22 protein-coding genes are annotated in these 24,947 nt (G+C 72.6%); 20 read left to right on the forward strand and 2 right to left on the reverse strand.

Annotation, left to right across the window (positions count from 1 at the left end; translation table 11 throughout):
- From carB to FB465_RS30575, 11 genes are all read left to right on the forward strand, one after another.
- Positions 1-3,309 (forward strand): carbamoyl-phosphate synthase large subunit, encoded by a 3,309-nt coding sequence (gene carB, locus FB465_RS30525; protein ID WP_145795746.1) that lies wholly within the window; start codon positions 1-3, stop codon positions 3,307-3,309.
- 70 nt (positions 3,310-3,379) lie between these two features.
- Positions 3,380-4,480, forward strand: a complete 1,101-nt coding sequence (locus FB465_RS30530; RefSeq protein WP_145795748.1) for a quinone-dependent dihydroorotate dehydrogenase — start codon at positions 3,380-3,382, stop codon at positions 4,478-4,480.
- 96 nt (positions 4,481-4,576) lie between these two features.
- Entirely contained in the window at positions 4,577-5,431 is an 855-nt protein-coding gene (locus tag FB465_RS30535) for a dihydroorotate dehydrogenase electron transfer subunit (protein ID WP_145795750.1), read from the forward strand.
- Positions 5,431-6,402, forward strand: a complete 972-nt coding sequence (locus FB465_RS30540) for a dihydroorotate dehydrogenase (protein WP_145795752.1) — start codon at positions 5,431-5,433, stop codon at positions 6,400-6,402. Before FB465_RS30535 ends, FB465_RS30540 begins: the two co-directional genes overlap by 1 nt.
- On the forward strand, positions 6,399-7,232 hold the full coding sequence (gene pyrF / locus FB465_RS30545) for an orotidine-5'-phosphate decarboxylase (protein WP_145795754.1): 834 nt from the start codon (positions 6,399-6,401) through the stop codon (positions 7,230-7,232). The genes FB465_RS30540 and pyrF overlap by 4 nt, the downstream gene beginning before the upstream one ends.
- A 269-nt stretch (positions 7,233-7,501) precedes the next feature.
- Positions 7,502-7,828 (forward strand): integration host factor, actinobacterial type, encoded by a 327-nt coding sequence (gene mihF / locus FB465_RS30550; RefSeq protein ID WP_145795756.1) that lies wholly within the window; start codon positions 7,502-7,504, stop codon positions 7,826-7,828.
- A gap of 59 nt (positions 7,829-7,887) precedes the next feature.
- On the forward strand, positions 7,888-8,445 hold the full coding sequence (gene gmk / locus FB465_RS30555) for a guanylate kinase (RefSeq protein WP_145795758.1): 558 nt from the start codon (positions 7,888-7,890) through the stop codon (positions 8,443-8,445).
- 59 nt (positions 8,446-8,504) lie between these two features.
- Entirely contained in the window at positions 8,505-8,771 is a 267-nt protein-coding gene (gene rpoZ, locus FB465_RS30560; protein WP_030240625.1) for a DNA-directed RNA polymerase subunit omega, read from the forward strand.
- 153 nt (positions 8,772-8,924) lie between these two features.
- A complete protein-coding gene (coaBC, locus tag FB465_RS30565; protein WP_145795760.1) occupies positions 8,925-10,133 on the forward strand; it encodes a bifunctional phosphopantothenoylcysteine decarboxylase/phosphopantothenate--cysteine ligase CoaBC in 1,209 nt (402 codons plus the stop codon).
- A 151-nt stretch (positions 10,134-10,284) separates the two neighbouring features.
- The gene (gene metK / locus FB465_RS30570; protein ID WP_145795762.1) at positions 10,285-11,493 is read left to right on the forward strand and encodes a methionine adenosyltransferase; all 1,209 of its coding nucleotides are present in this window, start codon (positions 10,285-10,287) and stop codon (positions 11,491-11,493) included.
- Positions 11,494-11,578: 85 nt separating this feature from the next.
- Complete coding sequence (locus tag FB465_RS30575; protein ID WP_145795764.1) at positions 11,579-13,642, forward strand: primosomal protein N'; 2,064 nt, start codon at positions 11,579-11,581, stop codon at positions 13,640-13,642.
- A 20-nt stretch (positions 13,643-13,662) separates the two neighbouring features.
- Here the strand turns inward: FB465_RS30575 and FB465_RS30580 are convergent, their stop codons facing one another.
- Positions 13,663-14,178 (reverse strand): hypothetical protein, encoded by a 516-nt coding sequence (locus tag FB465_RS30580; protein WP_145795766.1) that lies wholly within the window; start codon positions 14,176-14,178, stop codon positions 13,663-13,665.
- A gap of 208 nt (positions 14,179-14,386) precedes the next feature.
- Between FB465_RS30580 and def the strand changes: the two genes are divergently transcribed.
- The 7 genes from def to FB465_RS30615 all read left to right on the forward strand — a co-directional run bounded on the left by def (position 14,387) and on the right by FB465_RS30615 (position 21,797).
- Positions 14,387-14,932 (forward strand): peptide deformylase, encoded by a 546-nt coding sequence (gene def, locus FB465_RS30585; protein WP_145795768.1) that lies wholly within the window; start codon positions 14,387-14,389, stop codon positions 14,930-14,932.
- Positions 14,933-14,988: 56 nt separating this feature from the next.
- Positions 14,989-15,924: a methionyl-tRNA formyltransferase gene (gene fmt, locus FB465_RS30590; RefSeq protein ID WP_145795770.1), complete on the forward strand. Its 936-nt coding sequence runs from the start codon at positions 14,989-14,991 to the stop codon at positions 15,922-15,924.
- A gap of 54 nt (positions 15,925-15,978) precedes the next feature.
- The gene (locus FB465_RS30595) at positions 15,979-17,409 is read left to right on the forward strand and encodes an RsmB/NOP family class I SAM-dependent RNA methyltransferase (RefSeq protein ID WP_145795772.1); all 1,431 of its coding nucleotides are present in this window, start codon (positions 15,979-15,981) and stop codon (positions 17,407-17,409) included.
- 122 nt (positions 17,410-17,531) lie between these two features.
- Entirely contained in the window at positions 17,532-18,347 is an 816-nt protein-coding gene (locus FB465_RS30600) for an alpha/beta fold hydrolase (RefSeq protein WP_145795773.1), read from the forward strand.
- Positions 18,348-18,431: 84 nt separating this feature from the next.
- A complete protein-coding gene (locus tag FB465_RS30605) occupies positions 18,432-19,403 on the forward strand; it encodes an aldo/keto reductase (RefSeq protein WP_145795775.1) in 972 nt (323 codons plus the stop codon).
- Positions 19,404-19,525: 122 nt separating this feature from the next.
- Positions 19,526-20,128 (forward strand): C39 family peptidase, encoded by a 603-nt coding sequence (locus FB465_RS30610; protein WP_145795777.1) that lies wholly within the window; start codon positions 19,526-19,528, stop codon positions 20,126-20,128.
- A gap of 130 nt (positions 20,129-20,258) precedes the next feature.
- A complete protein-coding gene (locus FB465_RS30615; RefSeq protein ID WP_145795778.1) occupies positions 20,259-21,797 on the forward strand; it encodes an ATP-dependent DNA ligase in 1,539 nt (512 codons plus the stop codon).
- Between the two features lie 117 nt (positions 21,798-21,914).
- Here FB465_RS30615 and FB465_RS30620 read toward each other — a convergent pair whose 3' ends face one another.
- On the reverse strand, positions 21,915-22,769 hold the full coding sequence (locus FB465_RS30620; RefSeq protein WP_145795780.1) for an SCO6745 family protein: 855 nt from the start codon (positions 22,767-22,769) through the stop codon (positions 21,915-21,917).
- Between the two features lie 169 nt (positions 22,770-22,938).
- Here FB465_RS30620 and rpe point away from each other — a divergent pair, with 169 nt between their 5' ends.
- A complete protein-coding gene (gene rpe, locus FB465_RS30625; RefSeq protein ID WP_145795782.1) occupies positions 22,939-23,622 on the forward strand; it encodes a ribulose-phosphate 3-epimerase in 684 nt (227 codons plus the stop codon).
- A 142-nt stretch (positions 23,623-23,764) separates the two neighbouring features.
- A complete protein-coding gene (locus tag FB465_RS30630) occupies positions 23,765-24,670 on the forward strand; it encodes an alpha/beta hydrolase (protein WP_170290723.1) in 906 nt (301 codons plus the stop codon).
- Positions 24,671-24,947 lie beyond the last annotated feature (277 nt).

A 24,947-nucleotide genomic window follows, 5' to 3' on the forward strand; every position in this document is an offset into this window, starting at 1 on the left:
GTGCCGAAGCGCACTGATATCAAGTCCGTCCTGGTGATCGGCTCCGGCCCGATCGTCATCGGCCAGGCGGCGGAGTTCGACTACTCGGGTACGCAGGCCTGCCGGGTCCTCAAGGCCGAGGGCCTGCGGGTCATCCTGGTGAACTCCAACCCGGCCACGATCATGACCGACCCGGAGATCGCCGACGCCACGTACGTCGAGCCGATCACCCCCGAGTTCGTCGAGAAGATCATCGCCAAGGAGCGCCCCGACGCGCTGCTCCCGACGCTGGGCGGCCAGACCGCGCTCAACACCGCGATCTCGCTGGACGCCAACGGCGTGCTCGCCAAGTACAACGTCGAGCTGATCGGCGCCAAGGTCGACTCGATCCACAAGGGCGAGGACCGCGAGCTCTTCAAGGGCGTCGTCGAGGCCGTCAACGCCAAGATCGGGCACGGCGAGTCCGCCCGCTCGGTGATCTGCCACTCCATGGACGACGTCCTGGCCGGCGTGGAGACGCTCGGCGGCTACCCCGTCGTCGTCCGTCCCTCCTTCACCATGGGCGGCGCCGGCTCCGGCTTCGCCCACAACGAGGAGGACCTGCGCCGCATCGCCGGGCAGGGCCTGACCCTCTCGCCGACCACCGAGGTGCTCCTGGAGGAGTCCATCCTCGGCTGGAAGGAGTACGAGCTGGAGCTGATGCGCGACAAGCACGACAACGTCGTGGTCGTCTGCTCCATCGAGAACTTCGACCCGATGGGCGTCCACACCGGTGACTCGATCACCGTCGCCCCGGCGATGACCCTGACGGACCGTGAGTACCAGATCCTCCGGGACATCGGCATCGCGGTCATCCGCGAGGTCGGCGTCGACACCGGCGGCTGCAACATCCAGTTCGCGGTCAACCCCGAGGACGGCCGGGTCATCGTCATCGAGATGAACCCGCGTGTCTCTCGTTCGTCCGCGCTGGCGTCCAAGGCCACCGGCTTCCCGATCGCCAAGATCGCCGCCAAGCTGGCCGTCGGCTACACGCTGGACGAGATCCCGAACGACATCACCGAGCAGACCCCGGCCTCCTTCGAGCCGACGCTCGACTACGTGGTCGTCAAGGTCCCGCGCTTCGCGTTCGAGAAGTTCCCGAGCGCCGACGCCACGCTGACCACCACCATGAAGTCGGTCGGCGAGGCCATGGCCATGGGCCGCAACTTCACCGAGGCGCTGCAGAAGGCGCTGCGCTCGCTGGAGAAGAAGGGCTCGCAGTTCTCCTGGGTCGGTGAGACCGGCGACAAGCAGGAGCTGCTGACCAAGGCTCAGGTCCCCACCGACGGCCGGATCAACACCGTCATGGAGGCCATCCGGGCGGGCGCCACCCAGGAGGAGGTGTTCGAGGCCACCAAGATCGACCCGTGGTTCGTCGACCAGCTCTTCCTGCTGGACGAGGTCGCCGCCGAGCTCGCCGAGGCCGAGCGCCTCGACCCGGAGCTGCTGCGCCACGCCAAGCGGCACGGCTTCTCCGACCAGCAGATCGGCGAGATCCGCGGCCTCAAGCCGGACGTCGTCCGCGAGGTCCGGCACGCGCTCGGCATCCGCCCGGTCTTCAAGACCGTCGACACCTGCGCCGCCGAGTTCGCCGCCAAGACCCCGTACTTCTACTCGTCCTACGACGAGGAGAACGAGGTCGCGCCCCGCACCAAGCCCGCCGTGATCATCCTCGGCTCTGGCCCGAACCGCATCGGCCAGGGCATCGAGTTCGACTACTCCTGCGTGCACGCGTCGTTCGCGCTCGCCGACGCCGGGTACGAGACCGTGATGGTCAACTGCAACCCGGAGACCGTCTCCACCGACTACGACACCTCCGACCGGCTCTACTTCGAGCCGCTCACCCTGGAGGACGTCCTGGAGATCGTCCACGCCGAGCAGCAGGCCGGGCCGCTCGCGGGCGTCATCGTCCAGCTCGGCGGCCAGACCCCGCTGGGCCTGGCCCAGGCGCTCAAGGACAACGGCGTGCCGATCGTCGGCACCCAGCCCGAGGCCATCGACCTGGCCGAGGAGCGCGGCGCCTTCGGCCGCGTGCTGCGCGACGCGGGCCTGCCGGCCCCCAAGCACGGCACCGCCTTCTCCTTCGAGGAGGCCAAGGCGATCGCCGACGAGATCGGCTACCCCGTCCTCGCCCGCCCCTCGTACGTGCTCGGCGGCCGCGGCATGGAGATCGTCTACGACGAGCCCTCCCTCGCCTCGTACCTGGAGCGGCACGCCGGTCTGATCTCCGAGCACCCCGTGCTGATCGACCGCTTCCTGGACGACGCGGTCGAGATCGACGTGGACGCGCTCTACGACGGCACCGAGCTCTACCTCGGCGGCGTCATGGAGCACATCGAGGAGGCCGGTATCCACTCCGGCGACTCGGCCTGCGCCCTGCCCCCGATCACCCTCGGCGGGTACGACATCAAGCGCCTGCGCACCTCCACCGAGGCCATCGCGCGCGGCGTCGGCGTCCGCGGTCTGATCAACATCCAGTTCGCGCTCTCCGGCGACATCCTCTACGTCCTCGAGGCCAACCCGCGCGCCTCGCGGACCGTGCCGTTCACCTCCAAGGCGACGGCCGTCCCGCTGGCCAAGGCCGCCGCCCGGATCTCGCTGGGCGCGACCATCGCCGAGCTGCGCACCGAGGGCATGCTCCCGGCCGAGGGCGACGGCGGCACACTGCCCGCCGACTGCCCGATCTCCGTCAAGGAGGCCGTGATGCCGTGGAGCCGCTTCCGCGACATCCACGGCCGCGGCGTGGACACCGTGCTCGGCCCGGAGATGCGCTCGACCGGCGAGGTCATGGGCATCGACAAGGTCTTCGGCACCTCGTACGCCAAGGCCCAGGCCGGCGCGTACGGCGCGCTGCCGACCAAGGGCAAGGTCTTCGTCTCGGTCGCCAACCGCGACAAGCGCAACCTGGTCTTCCCGGCCCGCGCGCTGGTCGAGCTGGGCTTCGAGGTGCTCGCCACGGCCGGCACCGCCGAGGTCCTGCAGCGCGGCGGCATCCCGTCCACGCTGGTGCGCAAGCACAGCGAGGGCGAGGGCCCGAACGGCGAGCGGACCATCGTCCAGCTGATCCACGACGGTGAGGTCGACCTGATCATCAACACGCCGTACGGCACCGGCGGCCGCCTCGACGGCTACGAGATCCGGACCGCCGCCGTCGCCCGCGCGGTCCCCTGCCTGACGACCGTTCAGGCGATGGGTGCGGCCGTCCAGGGCATCGACGCGCTGCTGCGCGGCGAGGTCGGTGTGATGTCGCTTCAGGAGCACGCGGCGCTGATCAACTCCGGCCGCAAGTAGCAGGACCCTAGTGGGGGGCACCGAGACCTGGTGCCCCCCACTTCCATGCCCTCTGAGGAAGGCTCAGCTTTTGTACAAGCTTCTGTTCAACCTGGTCTTCAAGAAGATGGACCCGGAGAAGGCCCACCACCTCGCCTTCTTCTGGATCCGTCTCGCGGCCTCCGTCCCGGGCCTCAAGCAGCTGGTCCGCCTGGCGCTGGCCCCGCGCGACCCCGCGCTGCGGACCACCGCGCTCGGGCTCGACCTGCCCGGTCCGTTCGGGCTCGGCGCGGGCTTCGACAAGAACGGCATCGGCATCGACGGCCTGTCGATGCTGGGCTTCGACTTCATCGAGGTCGGCACCATCACCGGTGAGCCGCAGCCGGGCAACCCCGCGCCGCGGCTGTTCCGCCTGGTCGAGGACCGCGCGCTGATCAACCGGATGGGCTTCAACAACCAGGGCTCGGAGCGGGTCGCCGCCCGCCTGGCCCCCCGTCAGCGCACCACCTCCACCCCGGTGGTGGGCGTCAACATCGGCAAGACCAAGGTGGTCGAGGAGGTCGACGCCACCGCGGACTACCTCAAGAGCACCGAGCGGCTCGCGCCGCACGCGGACTACCTGGTGGTCAACGTCAGCTCGCCGAACACCCCCGGCCTGCGCAACCTCCAGGCCGTCGAGATCCTCGGCCCGCTGCTCTGGGACGTCCGCAAGAAGGCCGACGAGGTCACCTCCCACCATGTCCCGCTGCTGGTGAAGATCGCCCCCGACCTGGCCGACGAGGACATCGACGAGATCGCCGACATGGCGCTGCACCTCGGCCTGGACGGCATCATCGCCACCAACACGACGATCGGCCGCGAGGGGCTGAAGGAGTCGGCCGCGCGGATCGAGGAGATCGGCATGGGCGGGCTCTCCGGCGCCCCGCTGAAGGCCCGCTCGCTGGAGGTGCTGCAGCGCCTGCGCGCCCGCACCGAGGGCCGGCTGACGCTGGTCGCGGTCGGCGGCATCGAGACCGCCGAGGACGCGTGGGAGCGGATCGTCCACGGCGCCGACCTGGTGCAGGGGTACAGCGCCTTCATCTACGAGGGCCCGTTCTGGATGCGCCGGATGCACAAGGGCCTGTCGGCGCGGCTGAAGGCCGGCGGCTTCAAGAACATCGCCGAGGCGGTGGGCACCGCGAAGGCCGCATGACAGCTCGAAACGGTGTGCGGACAAAGTGACAGGTCACGGTCCGGTTTGCCAGAGTGCACTCCGTCAAGCGCGTAGGGCAGCCGAAAGGTGAACCACATGGCCCACCCAGTCCAGACCGAAGCCGAGGTGCTCTCCAGCACCGCCGAGGGCGCGTACCACCGGCTGGTGCTGCGCGCCCCCGAGGCGGCGCCGCGCGTCCGCCCGGGCCACTTCGCGACCCTGGCGGTCGGCGGGCGGCACTCCTCGATGCTGCTCCGGCGGGCCTTCTCGATCCACCGGGCCGACGTCGAGGCCGGGACGGTCGAGCTGGTGATCGCCGAGCAGGGCCACGGCACTGGGGAGCTGCGCCGGGCCCGGCCCGGCGACCGGCTCGACCTGATCGCTCCGCTCGGCACGCCCTTCCCGCTGCCGGACGGCCCGGTCAGCGCCCTGCTGGTGGCCGCCGGCTACGGCATCGCGCCGCTGCTCGCGCTCGGCGAGGAGATCAAGCGCCGCGGCGGCCAGATCGGGTTCATCCTCGGTGCCCCGACCGTCGCGCAGCTGTACGGGGTCGAACAGGCCCGGGCGCTCACCCAGGACGTCCTGGTGGTCACCGAGGACGGTTCGGCGGGCCTGCCGGGCCCGGTCACCGAGCCGCTCGCCCAGGCCATCAGGGCGATCGACGCGACGGTCGTCCACGCCTGCGGCCCGATGCCGGTGCTCCGGGCCGTCACCGGCATCGCCCTCGACCTCGGGGCGCGCTGCCACACCTCCGTGGAGGAGGCGATGGCCTGCGGCGTCGGCATCTGCATGACCTGTGTTCTGCCGGTGGTCGGCGAGGACGGTGTCAGCCGCTTCGTCCGCTCCTGCACCGACGGCCCGGTCTTCGACGGTGCCCGGGTCCGCTGGAACGACATCGGGACCGTCCCCGCCGATCTCGAAGGCGCCGCCGCGATGGGAGTGAAGGGCTGATGCAGACCGACGACGTCGACCTCAGAGTCCCCTTCGGCGCGCTGACCCTGCCCAACCCGCTCACCACCGCGTCCGGCTGCGCGGGGTACGGGCGCGAGCTGGCCAAGTTCGTCCCGCTGGACGCGCTGGGCTCCGTCACCACCAAGACGATCATGGCGAGCCCGCGCTCCGGCCTCGCCACTCCCCGGATGGCCGAGACGCCGTCCGGCATGCTCAACGCGATCGGGCTGCAGGGCTCCGGCATCGCCTCCTTCGTCAAGCACGAGCTGCCGTGGCTGGCCGAGCGCGGCGCCCGGGTGCTGGTCTCGATCGCGGGGGAGCGGCTGGAGGAGTTCGCCGAGGTCGCCGAGCAGCTCAACGGGCAGCCCGGGGTGATCGGCCTGGAGCTCAACATCTCCTGCCCCAACATCGCCGACCGGGGCCAGGTCTTCGCCTGCAACCCGGCCACCTCCTACGACGTGGTCCGCGCCGTCCGCAAGGTGGCCGAGGCCGGGCTGCCGGTGTACGCCAAGCTCTCGCCGGACGTCACCTCGATCACCGAGATCGCCGCCGCCTGCGTCCAGGCCGGGGCGGACGGCCTCTCGATGATCAACACCTCGCTCGGCATGGCCATCGATCTCGACACCATGCGGCCCGCGGTGGCCGGCGGCACCGGCGGCCTCTCCGGGCCCGCGATCCGCCCGACCGCCATCCGCTGCGTGCACCAGGTGCACGCCGCGATGCTGGCCGGACGCATCCCGCAGGTGCCCATCCTCGGTATGGGCGGCATCCGTACCGGCCGCGACGCCCTGGAGTTCGCGCTGGCCGGCGCGAGCGGCCTGGCCGTCGGCACCGCTCTGTTCAACGACCCGGCCGCCCCGCTGCGCATCCTCGACGAGCTGCGCACCGAGCTGGCGGCCCGAGGTTTCGCCAAGTTCACCGACGCGGTGGGGTTCGCCCACCGTCCCGTCACTGCTGAAAGGCTGTCATGACCCTCGCTCCGTTCGGCGCCCGCCTCCACCACGCGCTCGAGACCCGCGGCCGGCTGTGCGTCGGCATCGACCCGCACGCCTCCCTGCTCGCCGCCTGGGGGCTCGGTGACGACGTCGCCGGGCTGGAGCGGTTCAGCCGGACCGTGGTCGAGGCGCTGGCCGGCGAGGTCGCCGTGCTCAAGCCGCAGGCCGCCTTCTTCGAGCGCTTCGGCAGCCGCGGCATCGCCGTCCTGGAGCAGACCGTCGCCGAGGCCCGCGAGGCCGGTGCCCTGGTGCTGATGGACGCCAAGCGCGGCGACATCGGCTCCACCATGGCCGCGTACGCCGAGACCTTCCTGTCGCCCGCCGGCCCGCTCTTCTCGGACGCGCTCACGGTCAGCCCGTACCTGGGCTTCGGCTCGCTGCAGCCGGCGCTCGACCTGGCCCGGGCCAACGGCGCGGGTGTGTTCGCGCTGGCGCTGACCTCCAACCCGGAGGGCGCCGAGGTGCAGCGTGCGGTGGCGGCCGGCGGGGAGAGCGTGGCCCAGGGCGTCCTGCGCCGGCTCGCGGCCGAGAACGAGGGCGCCGAGCCGCTCGGCTCCTTCGGCGCGGTGGTCGGTGCGACCCTTACCGAGGCCGGGGTCGACCTGGAGATCAACGGCCCGCTGCTCGCCCCCGGCGTCGGCGCGCAGGGGGCGACCGCGGCGGATCTGCCGCGGGTCTTCGGCGACGCCGTCCGCCATGTGGTGCCCAGCGTCAGCCGGGACGTGCTCAAGCACGGGCCTTCGGTGGCGGCGCTGCGCGCGGCCTCGGCGCGGTTCGTCGAGGAGATCAGCGCCGTGGTGAAGTAGTGAGCACCGTCACACTCGCCTGAGAATCTTGGCCCAGGGCCGGTCGTTATGCCCGGAAAAGTCCTGGTCGGCCTTGGCTGACCAGGACTTTTCGTGTTCTTTTCCTGACGCGGGGGCTCAAGTTGGGTAGTGTCCGGCGGTAGGTCATCGAAGGGCTGCGGAAACCGTTGCTCTTGCAGGTCAGAGCCGTTAGGTTCCACTGCAACCGGTGTCCGTGGCACCAACCAGTCATAGCTCATCCCTTCCTTCCACACCCTGAGGTGAACGGCGTGGCTCTTCCGCCCCTTACCCCTGAACAGCGCACCGCCGCGCTCGCCAAGGCTGCCGATGCTCGCCGGAAGCGCGCCGACGTGAAGAACAAGCTGAAGCACTCCGGTGCCTCGCTTCACGACGTGATCAAGGCGGGCAAGGCCGACGACGAGGTCATCGGCAAGATGAAGGTGTCCGCTCTGCTGGAGAGCCTTCCGGGCGTCGGCAAGGTGCGCGCCAAGCAGATCATGGAGCGTCTGGGTATCAGCGAGAGCCGCCGGGTGCGCGGCCTCGGTACGAACCAGATCGCCTCGCTGGAGCGGGAGTTCGGCAGCACCGCCTCCTGAACAACCCCCGGCTCGGCCCCGTGGTCCCCGGATCGTCCGCGATCCGGGATAATCGGTGCATGAGTGAGCGTCCGCGGCTGACCGTGCTCTCCGGCCCTTCGGGGGTCGGCAAGAGCACGGTCGTCGCTCATATGAGGAAGCAGCACCCCGAGGTCTGGCTCTCGGTGTCGGTGACGACCCGCCACCCGAGGCCCGGCGAGAAGGACGGGGTCCACTACTACTTCGTCGACAACGATGAATTCGACAAGCTGATCGCCAACGGCGAGCTGCTGGAGTGGGCCGTCTTCGCCGGCAACCGGTACGGCACGCCGCGCCAGGCCGTGCTGGAGAAGCTGGAGAACGGCGTACCGGTCCTGCTGGAGATCGATCTGCAGGGCGCCCGCCAGGTGCGGGAGTCGATGCCCGAGGCGCTGCTGGTCTTCCTGGCCCCGCCGAGCTGGGACGAGCTGGTCCGCCGGCTCACCGGCCGGGGCACCGAGCCGCAGGACGTCATCGAGAAGCGGCTGGAGGCGGCGAAGGTCGAGCTGGCCGCCGAGACCGAGTTCGACACGACCCTTGTCAACACGTCGGTCGAGCAGGTAGCGGCCGAACTGCTAGCCTTGCTCGGTGTAGCCTGATCAGATCATGTTGATCTGATCAGCATTCTGTCTTTGCCACCCTTTCGGAAGGTTTTCGCGTGTCCTCTTCCATGACCGCGCCCGAGGGCATCATCAACCCGCCGATCGATGAGCTGCTCGAGGCCACCGACTCCAAGTACAGCCTGGTGATCTACGCCGCCAAGCGCGCGCGTCAGATCAACGCGTACTACTCGCAGCTCGGTGAGGGTCTCCTGGAGTACGTCGGCCCGCTGGTCGACACCCACGTGCACGAGAAGCCGCTGTCGATCGCGCTGCGCGAGATCAATGCCGGCATGCTCACCGCAGAGGCCATCGAGGCTGCCTGAGCCTGTCGTCGAAGGGGCCCGTCGGATTCGTTCCGGCGGGCCCCTTCGCTGTGCCGGGGGCCCTGGTGCAGGACGTGTCTGAGGGCATAGTGCAGGCCGTGTCTGAGGGGCCGTAGGGTTGAGGCGATCCGAACCGGAGGAGAGAGCCACACCATGAGCGCGAGTGCCCCACGTGTCGTCCTCGGCGTCAGCGGCGGCATCGCCGCGTACAAGGCCTGCGAGCTGCTGCGGCGGCTGACCGAGTCCGGGCACCGGGTGACCGTGGTGCCGACGGCCGCCGCGATGCACTTCGTCGGCGAGGCCACCTGGGCCGCGCTCTCCGGCCGTCCCGCGGCCACCGAAACCTGGGAGACGGTGCACGAGGTCCCGCACGTGCGGATCGGTCAGAATGCCGACCTGGTCGTGGTCGCCCCCGCCACCGCCGACCTGATGGCCAAGGCCGCCCACGGCCTGGCCGACGACCTGCTGACCAACACGCTGCTCACCGCGCGCTGTCCGGTGGTCTTCGCCCCCGCCATGCACACCGAGATGTGGGAGCACCCGGCCACCCAGGAGAACGTCGCCACGCTGCGCCGCCGGGGCGCGATCGTGCTGGAGCCGGCCGTCGGGCGCCTGACCGGTGTGGACACCGGCAAGGGCCGGCTGCCCGATCCGTCCGAGATCTTCGAGGTCTGCCGCCGGGTGCTCGCCCGCGGCGGTCTGGACACCGACCTGGCGGGCCGTCATGTGGTGGTCTCGGCCGGCGGCACCCGGGAGCCCCTTGACCCGGTGCGCTTCCTCGGCAACCTCTCCTCCGGCAAGCAGGGCTACGCGCTGGCCGCCACCGCGGCCGCCCGGGGCGCCAGGGTCACCCTGCTCTCCGCCAACGCCGAGCTGCCCGACCCCGCCGGGGTGGACGTCGTCCGGGTCTCCACCGCGCTGCAGCTGCGCGAGGCGGCGCTGAAGGCGGTCGTGGACGCCGACGTGGTGGTGATGGCCGCCGCCGTCGCCGACTTCCGGCCCGCCGAGTACGCCACCGGCAAGATCAAGAAGGTGGAAGGGGTCGACCCGGCCCCGGTCGCCCTGGTGCGCAACCCCGACATCCTCGCCGAGATCTCCGCCCACCGGGCACGGCCGGGCCAGCTGGTGGTCGGCTTCGCCGCCGAGACCGACGACGTGCTCGCCAACGGCCGGGCCAAGCTCGCCCGCAAGGGCTGCGATCTCCTGGTGGTCAACGAGGTCGGCGGCGGAAAGGCCTTCGGGCAGGACACCAACGCGGCGGTCGTGCTGGGCGCTGACGGCACCGAGGTGACCATTCCCGACGGCCCCAAGGAATCGCTGGCCGACGCGGTCTGGGACGAGGTCGCGGCCCGACTCGGCTGAACGGTCGGATTGCTGCGTGTTCCGTCTCACCTGCGACGGGGGAGTGCCCGTCTCAGGTAGCCGACCGTTACACTCCAGGCATCAAGTCTTTCCGGATGCCTCGGACCCCCGGGGCATTCAGTCAGCAGCCGCTGCAACCCCAGGGAGCGCTGTGTCTCGCCGCCTGTTCACCTCGGAGTCCGTCACCGAGGGACACCCCGACAAGATCGCTGACCAGATCAGCGACACCATCCTGGACGCTCTCCTCAAGGACGACCCGACCTCCCGGGTCGCCGTGGAGACGCTGATCACCACCGGCCTGGTGCACATCGCCGGCGAGGTGACCACCAAGGCTTACGCGCCCATCGCGCAGCTCGTCCGGGACAAGATCCTCGAGATCGGTTACGACAGCTCCAAGAAGGGCTTCGACGGCGCCTCCTGCGGCGTGTCGGTGTCCATCGGCGCGCAGTCCCCCGACATCGCGCAGGGCGTCGACACCGCCTACGAGGCTCGCGTCGAGGGCGACGACGACCACCTCGACAAGCAGGGCGCCGGCGACCAGGGCCTGATGTTCGGCTACGCGTCGGACGAGACCCCCGAGCTCATGCCGCTGCCGATCACCCTGGCGCACCGCCTGGCCCGCCGCCTCTCCGAGGTCCGCAAGAACGGGACCATCCCGTACCTGCGCCCCGACGGCAAGACCCAGGTCACCATCGAGTACGACGGCGACAAGGCCGTCCGCCTCGACACGGTCGTGGTGTCCTCGCAGCACGCCTCGGACATCGACCTGGAGTCGCTGCTCACCCCGGACATCCGCGAGTTCGTCGTGGAGCCCGAGCTCAAGGCGCTCGCCGAGCAGGGCATCGACCTGGAGACCGACGGCTACCGTCTGCTGGTCAACCCGACCGGCCGCTTCGAGATCGGCGGCCCGATGGGCGACGCCGGCCTCACCGGCCGCAAGATCATCATCGACACCTACGGCGGCATGGCCCGCCACGGTGGCGGCGCCTTCTCCGGCAAGGACCCGTCCAAGGTCGACCGCTCGGCCGCCTACGCCATGCGCTGGGTCGCCAAGAACATCGTCGCGGCCGGCCTGGCCCGCCGCGCCGAGGTCCAGGTCGCCTACGCGATCGGCAAGGCCGAGCCCGTGGGCCTCTTCGTCGAGACCTTCGGCACCGAGACCGTCCCGGTCCTGAAGATCCAGAAGGCCGTCGCCGAGGTCTTCGACCTCCGTCCGGCCGCGATCATCCGCGACCTCGACCTGCTGCGTCCGATCTACGCCCAGACCGCCGCGTACGGCCACTTCGGCCGCGAGGAGGCGGACTTCACCTGGGAGCGCACGGACCGCGCCGAGGAGCTGAAGAAGGCCGTCGAGGCCTGATCGTCCCAGCGGGCGGCGGTCATCCCTCCGGGGGTGGCCGCCGCCGCTGCGTTTCTGTCGGTGCGTTCTGATACGACTTGGGGCGATGAGCAGCAACGACGACGCCGGGGAGCAGCTGGCCTTCATCCGGGAGACGGTCCGGCGGGCCAAGCCGCGGACGTGGCGTGGCGCGCAGCTGGCCGAGCAGCTGCCGGTGGCCAGGGTGCTGGTGGACAAGGGGCTGCTGCACCTCGACCAGTTCTTCGACTACGCCGTTCCCGCCACCATGGCGGAGGAGGCCCGGCCCGGCGTCCGGGTGCGGGTGCGGTTCGGGGCGCGTGTGGTGTCCGGGCGGCGCGAGGGCGGGGAGCTGCACGACGGCTTCGTCGTGGAGCGCCGGGCCGACAGCGACTACGCCGGCCCGCTGGCCCCCCTCGCCCAGGTGCTCTCGCCCGAGCCCGTCCTGACGCCGGCCCTGCTGAGGCTCTGCCGTACCGTCGCCGACCGCTATGCGGGCTCGCTCGCCGACGTCCTGCAGCTGGCCGTGCCGCCCCGGCACGCCAAGGCCGAGGCCGAGCCCTCCCCGGAGCCGCTGCCCCCGCCGGCGATGCCCGAGCCCGGCAGCTGGGCCCGCTACCCGCAGGGCCCCGACTTCCTGACGGCGTGCGCCGCCGGCCGCGCGCCCCGAGCGGTCTGGACGGCGCTGCCCGGGCCCAGCTGGCCGGAGGAGATCGCCCGGGCGGTCGCGGCTACCCTCGCGGGTGGTCGGGGCGTTCTGGTGGTGTTGCCGGACGGCCGCGCGGTGGCCCGGGTGGACGAGGCGCTGACCGCCCTGATCGGTCCCGGCCGGCACGCCGCGCTGGCGGCCGACCTCGGGCCCAAGGAGCGTTACCGCCGCTGGCTGTCGGTGAGCCGCGGCTCGGTGCGCGCGGCGATCGGGACGCGGGCGGCGATGTTCGCGCCCGTACGCGATCTCGGCCTCGTGGTGGTCTGGTCGGACGGCGACGGCAGTCACAGCGATCCCCGCGCCCCGCACCCGCACGTACGCGAGGTCGCCCTGCTGCGGGCCGCCGAGGAGGGGGCCGGGGTGCTGCTCGGCGGGCTCTCGGTGACCGTCGAGGCGGCGCAGCTGCTGCGGACGGGCTGGGCCAGGCCGCTGGCCGCCGAGCGCGAGACGGTCCGCGCGGTGGCCCCGAGGGTCCGTACGGTCACGGACCAGGACCAGGCCCGCGACGCCGCCGCCCAGGCGGCCCGCCTGCCCTGGCTCGCCATGGAGGTGGCCCAGGACGCGCTGAAAAGGGGGCCGGTGCTGATCCAGGTGCCCCGGCGGGGCTACGTCCCGAGGCTGGCGTGCGGGCGCTGCCGTACGCCGGCGCGCTGCCGGCACTGTGTCGGGCCGCTGGAGGCCCGCTCGGCGGGCTCGGCGCTGGAGTGTTCCTGGTGCGGGCAGCCGGAGGCGGACTGGCACTGCACCGAGTGCGGGTCGTTCCGGCTGCGCGCGCAGGTGGTCGGGGCTCGACGGACGGCGGAGGAGCTGGGCAAGGCCTTCCCCCGGGTGCCGGTCCGGACCTCCGGGCGGGACGCGGTGCTCGCCTCGGTGCCCGGCGAGCCCGCGCTGGTGATCTCCACGCCCGGGGCCGAACCGGTCGCCGAGGGCGGCTACGCGGCCGCACTGCTGCTGGACGGCTGGGCCCTGCTCGGCCGCCCCGACCTGCGGGCGGGCGAGGAGGCCCTGCGGCTCTGGCTCACGGCGGCCGGGCTGGTCAGGCCCTCGGCGGAGGGCGGCACGGTGGTGGTGGTCGCCGAGCCGACGGCCCGCCCGGTCCAGGCGCTGGTCCGCTGGGACCCGGCCGGGCACGCCGCGCTCGAGCTGGAGGAGCGTGCCCAGCTGCACTTCCCACCGGTCTCCCGGATGGCCTCCGTCACGGGTGCCCCGCACGCCGTCGCCGACCTGCTCTCGCTGGTCCGGCTGCCGGAGGGCACCGACATCCTCGGGCCGGTCCCGGCGCCCGGCGGCCGGGGCGAGGAGCTGGAGCGGGCGCTGCTCCGGGTCGCCCCCGGCCAGGGCTCGGCGCTCGCGGCCTCGCTGAAGGCCGCGCAGATCGCCCGGGTGGCACTGCGTACCCCGGACCCGGTGAAGGTCAGGATCGACCCGCTCGACATCGGCTGAGCGGGCCGGCTCCGGAGCCGTCAGCCCCGGAGCGGTACCCCTTGGCGGTCGAGGCCGCCCTGGCGGGCGGCCGGGACGCTCCTGGTCAACGGTGGCGCGGGCGGCGGGAGCTCCTCGCCGCGGTCCGGCCTGGACCGGCCCGGGACGGCCGGCGCCGTCACCACGCCCGCCGCCAGCAGCTCGGTGCTGGGACGCCTCATCCCGTACCGCCGGTGCACGGCCTGCTTGGTGACGCCCAGCGCCGAGCCCACCGAGTCCCAGGAGAACCCGAGCGCCCGGTCGAACTCGACGGCCGCGGCGACCAGCGTCTCCACGCTCTCGCGCAGCTCCTGGGCCAGCCGCACCGTCGGCGCGGGCGCCCGCCCGTACACCACGAACCCGGCGGAAGTGCTCGGCCGACGCGGCCGGTAGACGTTGCCCAGCTGCGCGGTCAGCGTCCGCAGCGCGTCGACCTGCCGCCGTACCCGCTCGATGTCCCGCACCAGCAGGTGCAGGCTGGCCCGCGCCCGGGCGTCGTGGTTGATCTGCTCGGCCATGGCCGTGGTGCCACCTCTCCGTAGGTAACTCGCGGCCGGAACGCCTCGCGCCCCGGTCAATCTCACTTGACCAACGCGGGACCAGGGGCAGGGGTCACGCGCCCGGACCAGACGGGATATGCCAGAAGTACGACCGAACGGGCAGGATGCATTGCATAGACTGCCTGGTGAGCCTTGCTGATTTCCGTGCCGACAGGAGCCCGCAGCCATGCCGATCCAGCCGATCCGGATATTCGGCGACCCCGTGCTGCGCGCCACCGCGAAGCCGGTGACGACCTTCGACAAGGAGCTTCGGAAGCTCGTCAAGGACCTCACCGACACCATGCTGGACGCCCCCGGCGCGGGCCTGGCGGCCCCTCAGCTCGGCGTCTCGCTGCGGGTGTTCACCTACAACGTGGACGGCGTGGTCGGCCACCTGATCAACCCCGACCTCTCGCTCACCGACGAGGAGCAGGACGGCCCCGAGGGCTGCCTCTCGCTGCCCGGCCTTCGCTTCGACACCAAGCGCGCGTACGGGGTGGTCGCCAAGGGCTTCAACATGCACGGCGACCCGGTACGCATCGAGGGCACCGAGCTGCTCGCCCGCTGCATCCAGCACGAGACCGACCACCTGGACGGGATCATCTTCATCGACCGCCTCGACCGCGAGCAGCGGAAGGCCGCGCTGAAGGCGATCCGCGAGGCCGAGTGGGGCGACGGCCCGGCACCGACCGTCAGGATCTCCCCGCACAGCACCTTCGGCTCCGCCCGCTGACCGCCCTCCTTGCCCGGCGCCGGGCAGGAGGGGCCCACCTTCAGAAAGATTTCTGCATGCGCCTCGTCTTCGCCGGCACCCCCGAGGTCGCCGTCCCCGCCCTGGACGCCCTGCTGGCCTCCGACCGGCACGAGGTCGTCGCGGTGGTCACCCGCCCCGACGCCCCCGCCGGCCGCGGCCGCCGACTGGTCGCCAGCCCCGTCGCCCAGCGCGCCGAGGAGGCCGGGATCGAGATCCTCAAGCCGGCCAAGCCGAGCGACCCGGACTTCCTGGCCCGCCTCGCCGAGCTGGCCCCCGACTGCTGCCCGGTCGTCGCGTACGGTGCGCTGCTGCGCCAGGACGCACTGGCCATCCCCAAGCACGGCTGGGTCAACCTTCACTTCTCGCTGCTGCCAGCCTGGCGCGGCGCCGCCCCCGTCCAGCACGCGGTGCTGGCCGGCGACGAGGTGACGGGCGCCTCGACCTTCCTGATCGAGCGGGGCCTGGACTCCGGCCCGGTCTTCGGCATCCTCACCGAGGAGATCCGCCCCACCGACACCAGCGGCGAGCTGCTCACCCGCCTCTCCCACGCCGGTGCCCGCCTGCTGACCGCGACCATGGACGGCATCGAGGACGGCGCCCTGCAGGCCGTCCCGCAGCCCGCCGACGGCATCACCCTCGCGCCCAAGCTCACCGTCGAGGACGCCCGGATCGAGTGGTCCCATCCCGCCCTGCGGATCGACCGGCTGGTGCGCGGCTGCGCGCCCGCCCCCGGCGCCTGGACTACCTTCCGGGCCGAGCGGCTCAAGCTCTCCGGCCCGGTCAAGCTGCTCACCGACAGCTCCGAACTCGCCGCCGGCGAGCTGGCCGTCAGCAAGAACAGCGTCCGGGTCGGCACCGGCAGCCACGAGATCGAGCTCGGCGAGGTCCAGCCGCAGGGCAAGAAGCCGATGCGCGCGGCAGACTGGGCTCGAGGCGTCCGGATCGAGTCGGGCGAGCAGCTCGGGCTCTGACCCTCACCTTCAGCGTTACCGTTCCATACTTCCGCCAGCACATTGAGGCTCCCCGTGACCACCCCCAGCGCCAAGCGCCCCCCTCGCCCGCACCGCCGCCCCAAGAAGGACCCGGCCCGGATCGTCGCCTTCCGCGCCCTGCGGGCCGTCGACGAGCGCGACGCCTACGCCAACCTGATCCTGCCGTCCCTGCTCCGCGAGGCCGAGAAGAACGGCATGGACCGCCGCGACGCGGCCCTCGCCACCGAGCTGGTCTACGGCACCCTGCGCCTGCAGGGCACCTATGACGCGATCATCGCCGCCTGCATCGACCGGCCGCTGCGCGAGGTCGACCCGCCGGTGCTCGACGTGCTCTCGCTCGGCGCGCACCAGCTGCTCACCACCCGCATCCCCTCGCACGCGGCCGTCTCCGCGACCGTCGAACTCGCCCGGGTGGTGCTCGGCGACGGGCGGGCCAAGTTCGTCAACGCCGTGCTGCGCCGGATCAGCGCCCAGGACCTCGACGCCTGGGTCCAGCAGGTCGCCCCGCCGTACGAGAAGGACGCCGAGGACCACCTGGCCGTGGTCCACTCCCACCCGCGCTGGGTGGTCTCCGCGCTCTGGGACTCGCTCGGCCGCTGGCAGCCGGACGCGGCCGGGCGCAGTGCCGTGGAGGAACTCCTCCAGGCCGACAACGCCCGCCCCGAGGTCACCCTCGTCGCCCGCCCGGGCCGGGCCACCGCCGCCGAACTCCGCGAGGCCCTGCCGGAGTCGGAGCCCGGACGCTGGTCGCCGTACGCCGTCCGCCTCGCCGAGGGCGGCGACCCCGGCGGCCTGGACGCCGTCCGGGAGAACCGGGTCGGCGTCCAGGACGAGGGCAGCCAGCTGGTCGCGCTCGCCCTCGCCGCCGCGCCGCTGGAGGGCCCCGACCGGCTCTGGCTGGACGGCTGCGCCGGCCCCGGCGGCAAGGCCGCGCTGCTCGGCGCCCTCGCCGCCGAGCGCGGCGCGGCGCTGGTGGCGAGCGAGAAGCAGCCGCACCGCGCCCGGCTGGTCGCCCGTGCACTGGACGGCAACCCCGGCCCGTACACGGTCATCGCCGCCGACGGCACCCGGCCCGCCTGGCGGCCCGGCAGCTTCGACCGGACGCTCGTCGACGTCCCCTGCTCAGGCCTCGGCGCGCTGCGCCGCCGCCCGGAGGCCCGCTGGCGCCGCCGGCCCGAGGACATCGCCGCCTTCGGCCCGCTCCAGCGCGACCTGCTGCGCACTGCCGTCAAGGCCACCCGCGTCGGCGGCGTGGTCGGCTACGCCACCTGCTCCCCGCACCTCGCCGAGACCCGCGCCGTCGTCGACGACATGATGCGCGAGATGCCCGACCTGGAGTTCATCGACGCCCGCCCGCTGCTGCCCGGAGTCCCCGCCCTCGGCGAGGGCCCCGACGTCCAGCTCTGGCCGCACCTGCACGGCACCGACGCGATGTACCTCGCGTTGCTGCGCCGGACGGCCTGACGGGCCTGACGGCTTCATCGGCTTGACGGCTTGACCGGTCGTACCGCCGAACGGCCGATGGGAGCTCGCGGCGCACGACCTCGGGTGCTGTGCTTGCCTCAACCTAGGTGTGGAGGCGCGCAATGCCCGAGGTCGGCGTCAACGGGGTGTCGCTGTACTACGAGAGCCGTGGCGCCGGGCCGGGCGTGGTCATGGTCCACGGCTCCTGGAGCGACGCCGACAGCTGGACCCACGTGGTGCCGGGCCTCGCCACGCAGTGCCGGGTCGTGACGTACGACCGGCGCGGGCACAGCCGCAGCGAGGAGCCGCTGACCCAGGGCTCGGTGCACGAGGACGTCGCCGATCTGGCCGCCCTGATCGAGGAGCTCGGCCTGGCCCCGGCCTTCGTGTGCGGCAACTCCTACGGGTCGCTGATCACCCTGCGGCTGGCCTGCGCGCGGCCCGAGCTGCTGCGCGGGATCGCCGTCCACGAGCCGCCCGGTCTGGATCTGCTGCGCGACGACCCCGAGCTGCGGAGCATCACCGCGGGCTTCGCGGACCGGATCGAGCCCGTGCGCGTCCTGCTCGAAGCGGGCGAGTCCGCGGCGGCGGCCGAGCTCTTCGTCGAGACCGTCGCCTTCGGCCCGGGAGCCTGGGCGCAGCTTCCCGCGCCGCTGCGCCACACCTTCGTCCGCAACGCGCCGACGTACCTCGACGAGCTGCGCGACCCGGACGCGCTCGACCTCGACCTGGAGGCGCTGAGCCGCTTCGCCGAGCCGGTCCTGCTCACCCGGAGCGACAACAGCCCGCCGATGTTCGAACCCATCCTGGACCGGATCGCGCTGGACCTGCCCCAGGCCGAGAGCCACATGTACTTCGGAGCGGGGCACACACCCCATGTGACCCAGCCGGAGGAGTACGTGCGGGTCACCCTTCCCCGTGCACTGGCAGGGGCCTGACGGAGGGTCATAGGGGCAGCGCTTTGATATCGGGCCGACAAGAAGAGCTGGACAACGGGCCCGGGGCGGCAGAGGGTGGCAGGCATGGAGTTCACCCACCTCGGCCGTACCGGCCTGACCGTGTCCCGCCTCTGCCTGGGCACCATGAACTTCGGCCCCCACACGGAGGAGGCCGACGCCCACGTCATCATGGACACCGCCCACGAGCAGGGCATCAACTTCTTCGACACTGCCAACGTCTACGGCTGGGGCGAGAACAAGGGCCGCACCGAGGAGATCGTCGGCAACTGGTTCGCGCGCGGCGGCGGCCGCCGGGAGAAGACCGTGATCGCCACCAAGCTGTACGGCGACATGGGGGAGTGGCCCAACGAGGGCAAGCTCTCCGCGCTCAACATCCGCCGCTCGGTCGACGCCAGCCTGCAGCGTCTGCAGACCGACTACATCGACCTCTACCAGATGCACCACATCGACCGGGCCACGCCCTGGGAGGAGATCTGGCAGGCGATGGAGGTCCTGGTCGCCCAGGGCAAGATCATCTACGTCGGCTCCAGCAACTTCGCCGGCTGGCACATCGCCCAGGCCCAGGAGTCCGCCAAGGCCCGTAACTTCCTCGGCCTCACCAGCGAGCAGTCGCTCTACAACCTGCTGGAACGCAGCCTGGAGCTGGAGGTCATCCCGGCCGCGCAGCACTACGGCCTCGGCCTGATCCCGTGGTCGCCGCTGCACGGCGGGCTGCTCGGCGGCGTCCTGCGCAAGGAGCGCGAGGGCGTCCGTCGCACCGGCGGCCGGTCGGCCGAGACCCTGGCCGACAGGCGCGAGCAGCTCCAGGCCTACGAGGACCTGGCCGCCGAGCTCGGCCACGAGCCCGGTGACGTGGCCCTCGCCTGGCTGCTCTCCCGCCCCGCCGTCACCGCCCCGATCGTCGGCCCGCGCACCCTCGACCAGCTCCACGCGGCCGTGCGCGCCCTCGACGTGACGCTGGACCGGAAGACCCTCGACCGCCTGGACGAGATCTTCCCGGGCCACCGCACCGCCCCGGAGGACTACGCCTGGTAGTACACGGCCGGCCCGCCCTCGCGCCGGGGGCGGGCCACCCCGAGCTCGCTGTCCGCACCGGTCACCGTGCAGGTCGGGTGAGAGCAGGCCAAGATGACCATGTGAAGCCGATCATTCATCAGGTGCCGTACCACTCCCAGTGGGAGTCGCGCGAGCTGGTGCCGGACATTCTGGCCGGGACCGTGCAGGCGGGTGACGATCCGCTCTGGGAGCAGTCCGGGGCGGAGAACGAGGACGAGTACGAGTACTGGTCGTGGCGGCTGTGCGGGGTGGCATGCCTGCGGATGGCGCTGGACTTCTGGTGGGGGGTTGCGCCGCCGGCCGTCCGGCTCGCCGAGGAGTGTCTGGCGGCGGGAGCGTACGTGCGCCACCCGGACGGGAAGCTGGAGGGGCTGACCCATGCGCCGTTCGCGGCGTACACGCACGAGCGCTGGGGTCTGCTGGCCGAGGCCCGCTCGCCGCTGACCGCCGAGGAGATCGCCGGCCACCTCGCCGAGGGGCGGCTGGTGATGCTCTCGGTGCACCCGTCCGTCCGCACCCTCGACCCGGCGCCGCCCCACCAGGGCGGCCACCTCGTGCTGGCGGTCGGCGTCACCGAGGACGCGCTGCTGATCCACAACCCGTCCGGGTTCCCCGACGGTTCGCAGGACTTCGCCCCGGTGCCCTGGGCCTCCCTGGACCGCTACTTCGCGGGGCGGGGCATCGTGCTCGGCCCGTACGGCTAGGCAGCGCCCTCCTACCCGGGTGGGCCGGGCGCTGCGCGGGCCGGACGGTCGGTTCGGCGATTCGCGGGCGTCGTCGGTCCTCCTCGGCGGATCATGGGAGGCGCCCGGAGAGTAGTGACGGGGGTCCCGTATGTTGCTGCAACGCCTCGCCCGGACGTCGCGCGCCACCGCTGCCGAGCCGGCCCGGAACACCAAGATCGCGCTGCTCGCCGAGTGCCTGCGCGAGCTGGGCCCGCAGGAGATCCCCGCCGCCGTCGCGCTGCTGTCGGGCGAGTCCCGGCGGCTGCGGGTCGGCGTCGGGTACGCCGCGCTGCAGGAGCTGCCCGAGCCGGCGTCCGAGGCCACGCTGGGCGTCCGGGAGACCGAGGACGCGCTGGCCGCGATCGCCGCCGTGCACGGCAAGGGGGCCCAGGCCGAGCGCCGTCGGCTGCTGGAGGAGCTGTTCGGCCGGGCCACCGCCGAGGAGCAGGACTTCCTCCGGGCCGTGCTGGTGGGGGAGCTGCGGCAGGGCGCCCTGGACGCGGTGATGGCGGACGCGGTGGCCAAGGCCGCCGGCGTGCCCGCCACGGCGGTACGTCGGGCCCTGATGTTCCGCGGCTCCGCCCGCGCCGTGGCGGCCGCAGCGCTGGAGGGCGGCGCGCCCGCGCTCCACGCCTTCGGGCTGGAGGTCGGCCGCCCCGTGCGGCCGATGCTCGCCGCCTCCGCCCCCGACGTGGCCACCGCGCTGGAGCGCGTCGCCCCGGCCGCCCTGGAGTGGAAGCTGGACGGGATCCGGGTCCAGGTGCACCGCGACGGCGACGAGGTCTCGGTCTTCACCCGCAGCCTCGACGACATCACGGCCAGGGTGCCCGAGGTGGTCGAGGCAGCCCGTTCGCTCTCCGCCCGCTCCGCCGTCCTGGACGGCGAGGCGATCGCGCTCGGCCCGGACGACCGCCCGCGCCCCTTCCAGGTCACCGCCGCGCGTACGGCGTCCCGGCAGGACCCGGAGCAGCTGCGCGCCGAAGTCCCGCTGCGGGTCTTCTTCTTCGACCTTCTGCACCGCGACGGCGAGGACCTGATCGACCTCCCCGCCGAGCAGCGCTGGGCCGGTCTTGCCGAGGTGGTCCCGGAGCCGCTGCGGGTGCCCCGTACGGTGACCGGCGAGCCGGGACCGGCCCGCGCCTTCTTCCGTGACGCACTGGCGCACGGTCATGAGGGCGTCGTGGTCAAGGACCCCGCCGCTCCGTACGCGGCGGGGCGCCGGGGTGCCGGCTGGATCAAGGTCAAGCCCCGGCACACGCTGGACCTGGTGGTGCTGGCCGCCGAGTGGGGCAGCGGCCGCCGACGGGGCTTCCTCAGCAATCTGCACCTGGGCGCCCGGAGCGGCGGCGAGGCCGGGCTGGAGCCGTGGGTGATGCTGGGCAAGACCTTCAAGGGCCTCACGGACGAGCTGCTCATCTGGCAGACCGGGCAGCTGCTGGCCAGGGAGGTGAGCCGGGACTCGTACGTGGTGCGGGTGCGGCCCGAGCTGGTGGTGGAGATCGCCTTCGACGGCATCCAGCGCAGCCCCCGCTACCCGGCCGGGCTGACGCTGCGCTTCGCACGGGTACTGCGCTACCGCGAGGACAAGCCCGCGGAGGAGGCCGACACCATCGCCGCCGTCCGGGCGTTGGCCGCCGAAGGTCTGTGACGGCCGCATCGGGGCGGTGATGGCTTCCCCCGACCTCCCCCGAACCCCCCGCCGTCTTCCGTGACTTCTGGACCTCGGCCTACCAGGCGATCGACGACTGAGCCGCCAAATCTCGGGTCAGCTGCTGGTGGGGAGGCCGATCGGGTTGAGCTGGGGGAGTTCGGCGCGGCAGGCGGTGGAGATGGGCTTGAGGGCGGCGGCGAGCTCGTCGAGTTCGGAGCGGCGGAAGGCGGACCAGACGCGGGAGGCGGCGAGGTCGGTGGCGGCCTCGAGGGCCTGGTGGCGGGAGCGGCCGTCGGGGGTGATGGTGCCGTCCGGGTTGAGCCAGCCGCGGGTGGTGAGGCGGGCGGTGGCCGCCTCCCACTCCTCGTCCGTCCAGCCCCGGTACGGCTGGAGCACCTCACGCCGGACGTCGAGCGCACATCGGATCACCAGGGCCTCGCAGCCGTCCAGCCCCTCGGCGACCAGCGCCGCGACGTGGCCGTCGCCCCGGTGCTCGCGCAGCACGGTGGTCGCGTGCCAGAGCCGGGCCAGCTGTCCTTCGGGGCGCGGCAGTGCCGCGTTGGCGGAGGCCAGCACACGGCCGCAACAGTCCAGGCCGTCGAGCGCCCGCTCCAGCAGGGTCACCGACCGTTCGATCAGGTCGGGCTTGACCGTCTCGAGGACGCGCTCCAGCGTGGCCACCGCGCCTGCGGTACGGGCGGCCAGGGCCGCCTCGGGTGTGGCGCGGCCCCAGACGTCGGGCAGCGCGCGCTCGACCATGCCGGGCGCGAAGTTGAAGAAGGCCGCGACCACGGGGGCGGCGTCCACGGCACCGAGGGGAGCCGACCGCCCGGCGAAGTAGCCGCGCCAGCTGCCGCGCAGGCCGGCCGCCTCGTACGCCGCCCGGCCCTCGGGCGAGAAGTAGGTGAGAGCGTGCACCGGCTCGAAGAGCCACCACAGTGCGCGGGCAGGATGCACCAGCTCGGCCATCGGACACCTTTCTGGGGGCGGACCACGGCGTTCAGGACCCTGGCAGCGCCTTGGCTGTGACGCGGGTCACGGGGAGATCTCACGGCTCACTTCGCGCCGGCGGCAGGAGGGATGATGGACCGAGGGCGGCCGCTCCCGCCGCCCGCACCGAGCGTGAAGGTACCCGGAAATGGCGCAGATCAACCCCAGCATCCTGTCCGCCGACTTCGCCCGCCTGGCCGAGGAGGCCGAGGCCGTTCGCGGCGCGGACTGGCTCCATGTGGACGTGATGGACAACCACTTCGTCCCCAACCTCACGCTGGGCATTCCGGTGGTCGAGTCCCTCGCCCGCGCCACCGACATCCCGCTCGACTGCCACCTGATGATCGAGCAGGCCGACCGCTGGGCCCCGCAGTACGTCGAGGCGGGCGCCGGCTCGGTCACCTTCCACGCCGAGGCGGCCGCAGCCCCCGTCCGGCTGGCGCGGGAGATCCGGGCGAAGGGTGCCCGCGCCTCGATGGCGCTGCGGCCCGCGACCCCCATCGAGCCGTACGAGGACCTGCTGCCCGAGCTCGACATGGTGCTGATCATGACGGTCGAGCCCGGCTTCGGAGGGCAGGCCTTCCTGGACATCATGCTGCCCAAGATCCGCCGCACCCGCGAGCTGATCGACAAGCACGGCCTGGACCTCTGGCTCCAGGTGGACGGCGGCGTCTCCGCCACGACCATCGAGCGCTGCGCCGAGGCCGGCGCCGACGTGTTCGTGGCCGGCTCGGCCGTCTACGGTGCGGGCGACCCGGCCGAAGCCGTACGCGTCCTGCGGGCCCAGGCCGAGGCCGCGTCGGCTGCCGCGCCGTGGGCCTGCGCGCACTGACGCCGCTGCCACCCGGCCGCCTCTGTTGACCAGCTGTGACAGAGGCGGCACACGGTGCTTACCTGACGGCCCCTAAGGTTGATCTCTCATGATCGACGGGGTAAGGGCCTTGGACAGTACAGCAGATGTCGAAGCGTCAGAAGTGTCGGCAGTATCGGACGACGCGCCGGATGTACGGAGCAGCCGCCGCAGCTTCCTGCGGGCGCTCGCACTCACCGGCCTCGCCGGAGGCGGTATCGGGGCCGCGATGGTCGAGGACGTTCTGCCCGGCGGCCCCCGGCTGCGCCGCGCGCTCGGCCTGACCGGTCCGGACGGCGCGGTACCGGCCGTCGCAGCGGGACCGGTCCAGAACCTGCAGCTGCGGTCGGCCGCGCGCGGCCGCGCGGTGCAGCTGATCGTGATGTCCCCGCCCGGGGCGGAGAAGTCCGCGTCACTGCCGGTCTGCGTGGCGCTGCACGGCCGTGGTGCCGGTGCACGGACGATGGTCGAGCTGGGGCTTCCGCAGTTCCTGGCGGCCGCCGTCACCGCTGGGGCGGCGCCGTTCCGGATCGTCGCCGTGGACGGCGGCGACGCCACCTACTGGCACGGGCGCACCCCGGGCGACGACCCGCTGGCGATGCTGCTCGACGAACTGCCCGGCCGGCTCGGGGCACAGGGGCTGCCCGCGCCGACGGCTGCGCTGGGCATCTCGATGGGCGGCTCCGGTGCCCTGCGGTACGCCCGCGCCCTGCACGGGAAGCTGGACGCGGTCGCGGTGCTCAGCCCGGCCCTCTTCCGCTCCTGGGCGGATGCCCGGACGGTCGACGGTTTCCGCGACGAGGCCGACTGGCGCGAGCACGAGCCGCTGCTCCACCCGGACGGGCCGCTCGCCGCCCGGCTCGGCGTCTGGTGCGGCACCGAGGACCCGTTCTGCCCCGCCGCCCGGGGCCTGGCCGACCGGGCGTCCGAGGCCCACTTCCCGCGCGGCGCGCACACCGACGGCTTCTGGCGCCGGGTGCTGCCCGAGGCGATGGCCTTCCTCGGCGGGCGAGTACCTGACGCACCGTGAGGGCAGCTGCTCAGCGGGCCCTCCGCCGACCACCGGCGCGCCTGCTGCCCGACCGGCCTTTCCTCGGCCGAACCAGCAGAGCGACCAGCAGACCGGCCAGGAGAGTGACCAGCATGGCGGCGCCGGCGATGCCGGCGGCCGGCCACCTGAGGGTGGCGACGCCCGGGATAACAGTTCGGATGGCGAAAATGTTGAAAGTTGGTGTTATCTGCTGAGTACCAGGTCCGTCTCCGGATCGGAGCCTGCCGCGAACGGCGCAGGCGGCGGACGCGGCGAC

This window comes from Kitasatospora atroaurantiaca (genome assembly GCF_007828955.1).
GTDB classification, from domain to species: domain Bacteria; phylum Actinomycetota; class Actinomycetes; order Streptomycetales; family Streptomycetaceae; genus Kitasatospora; species Kitasatospora atroaurantiaca.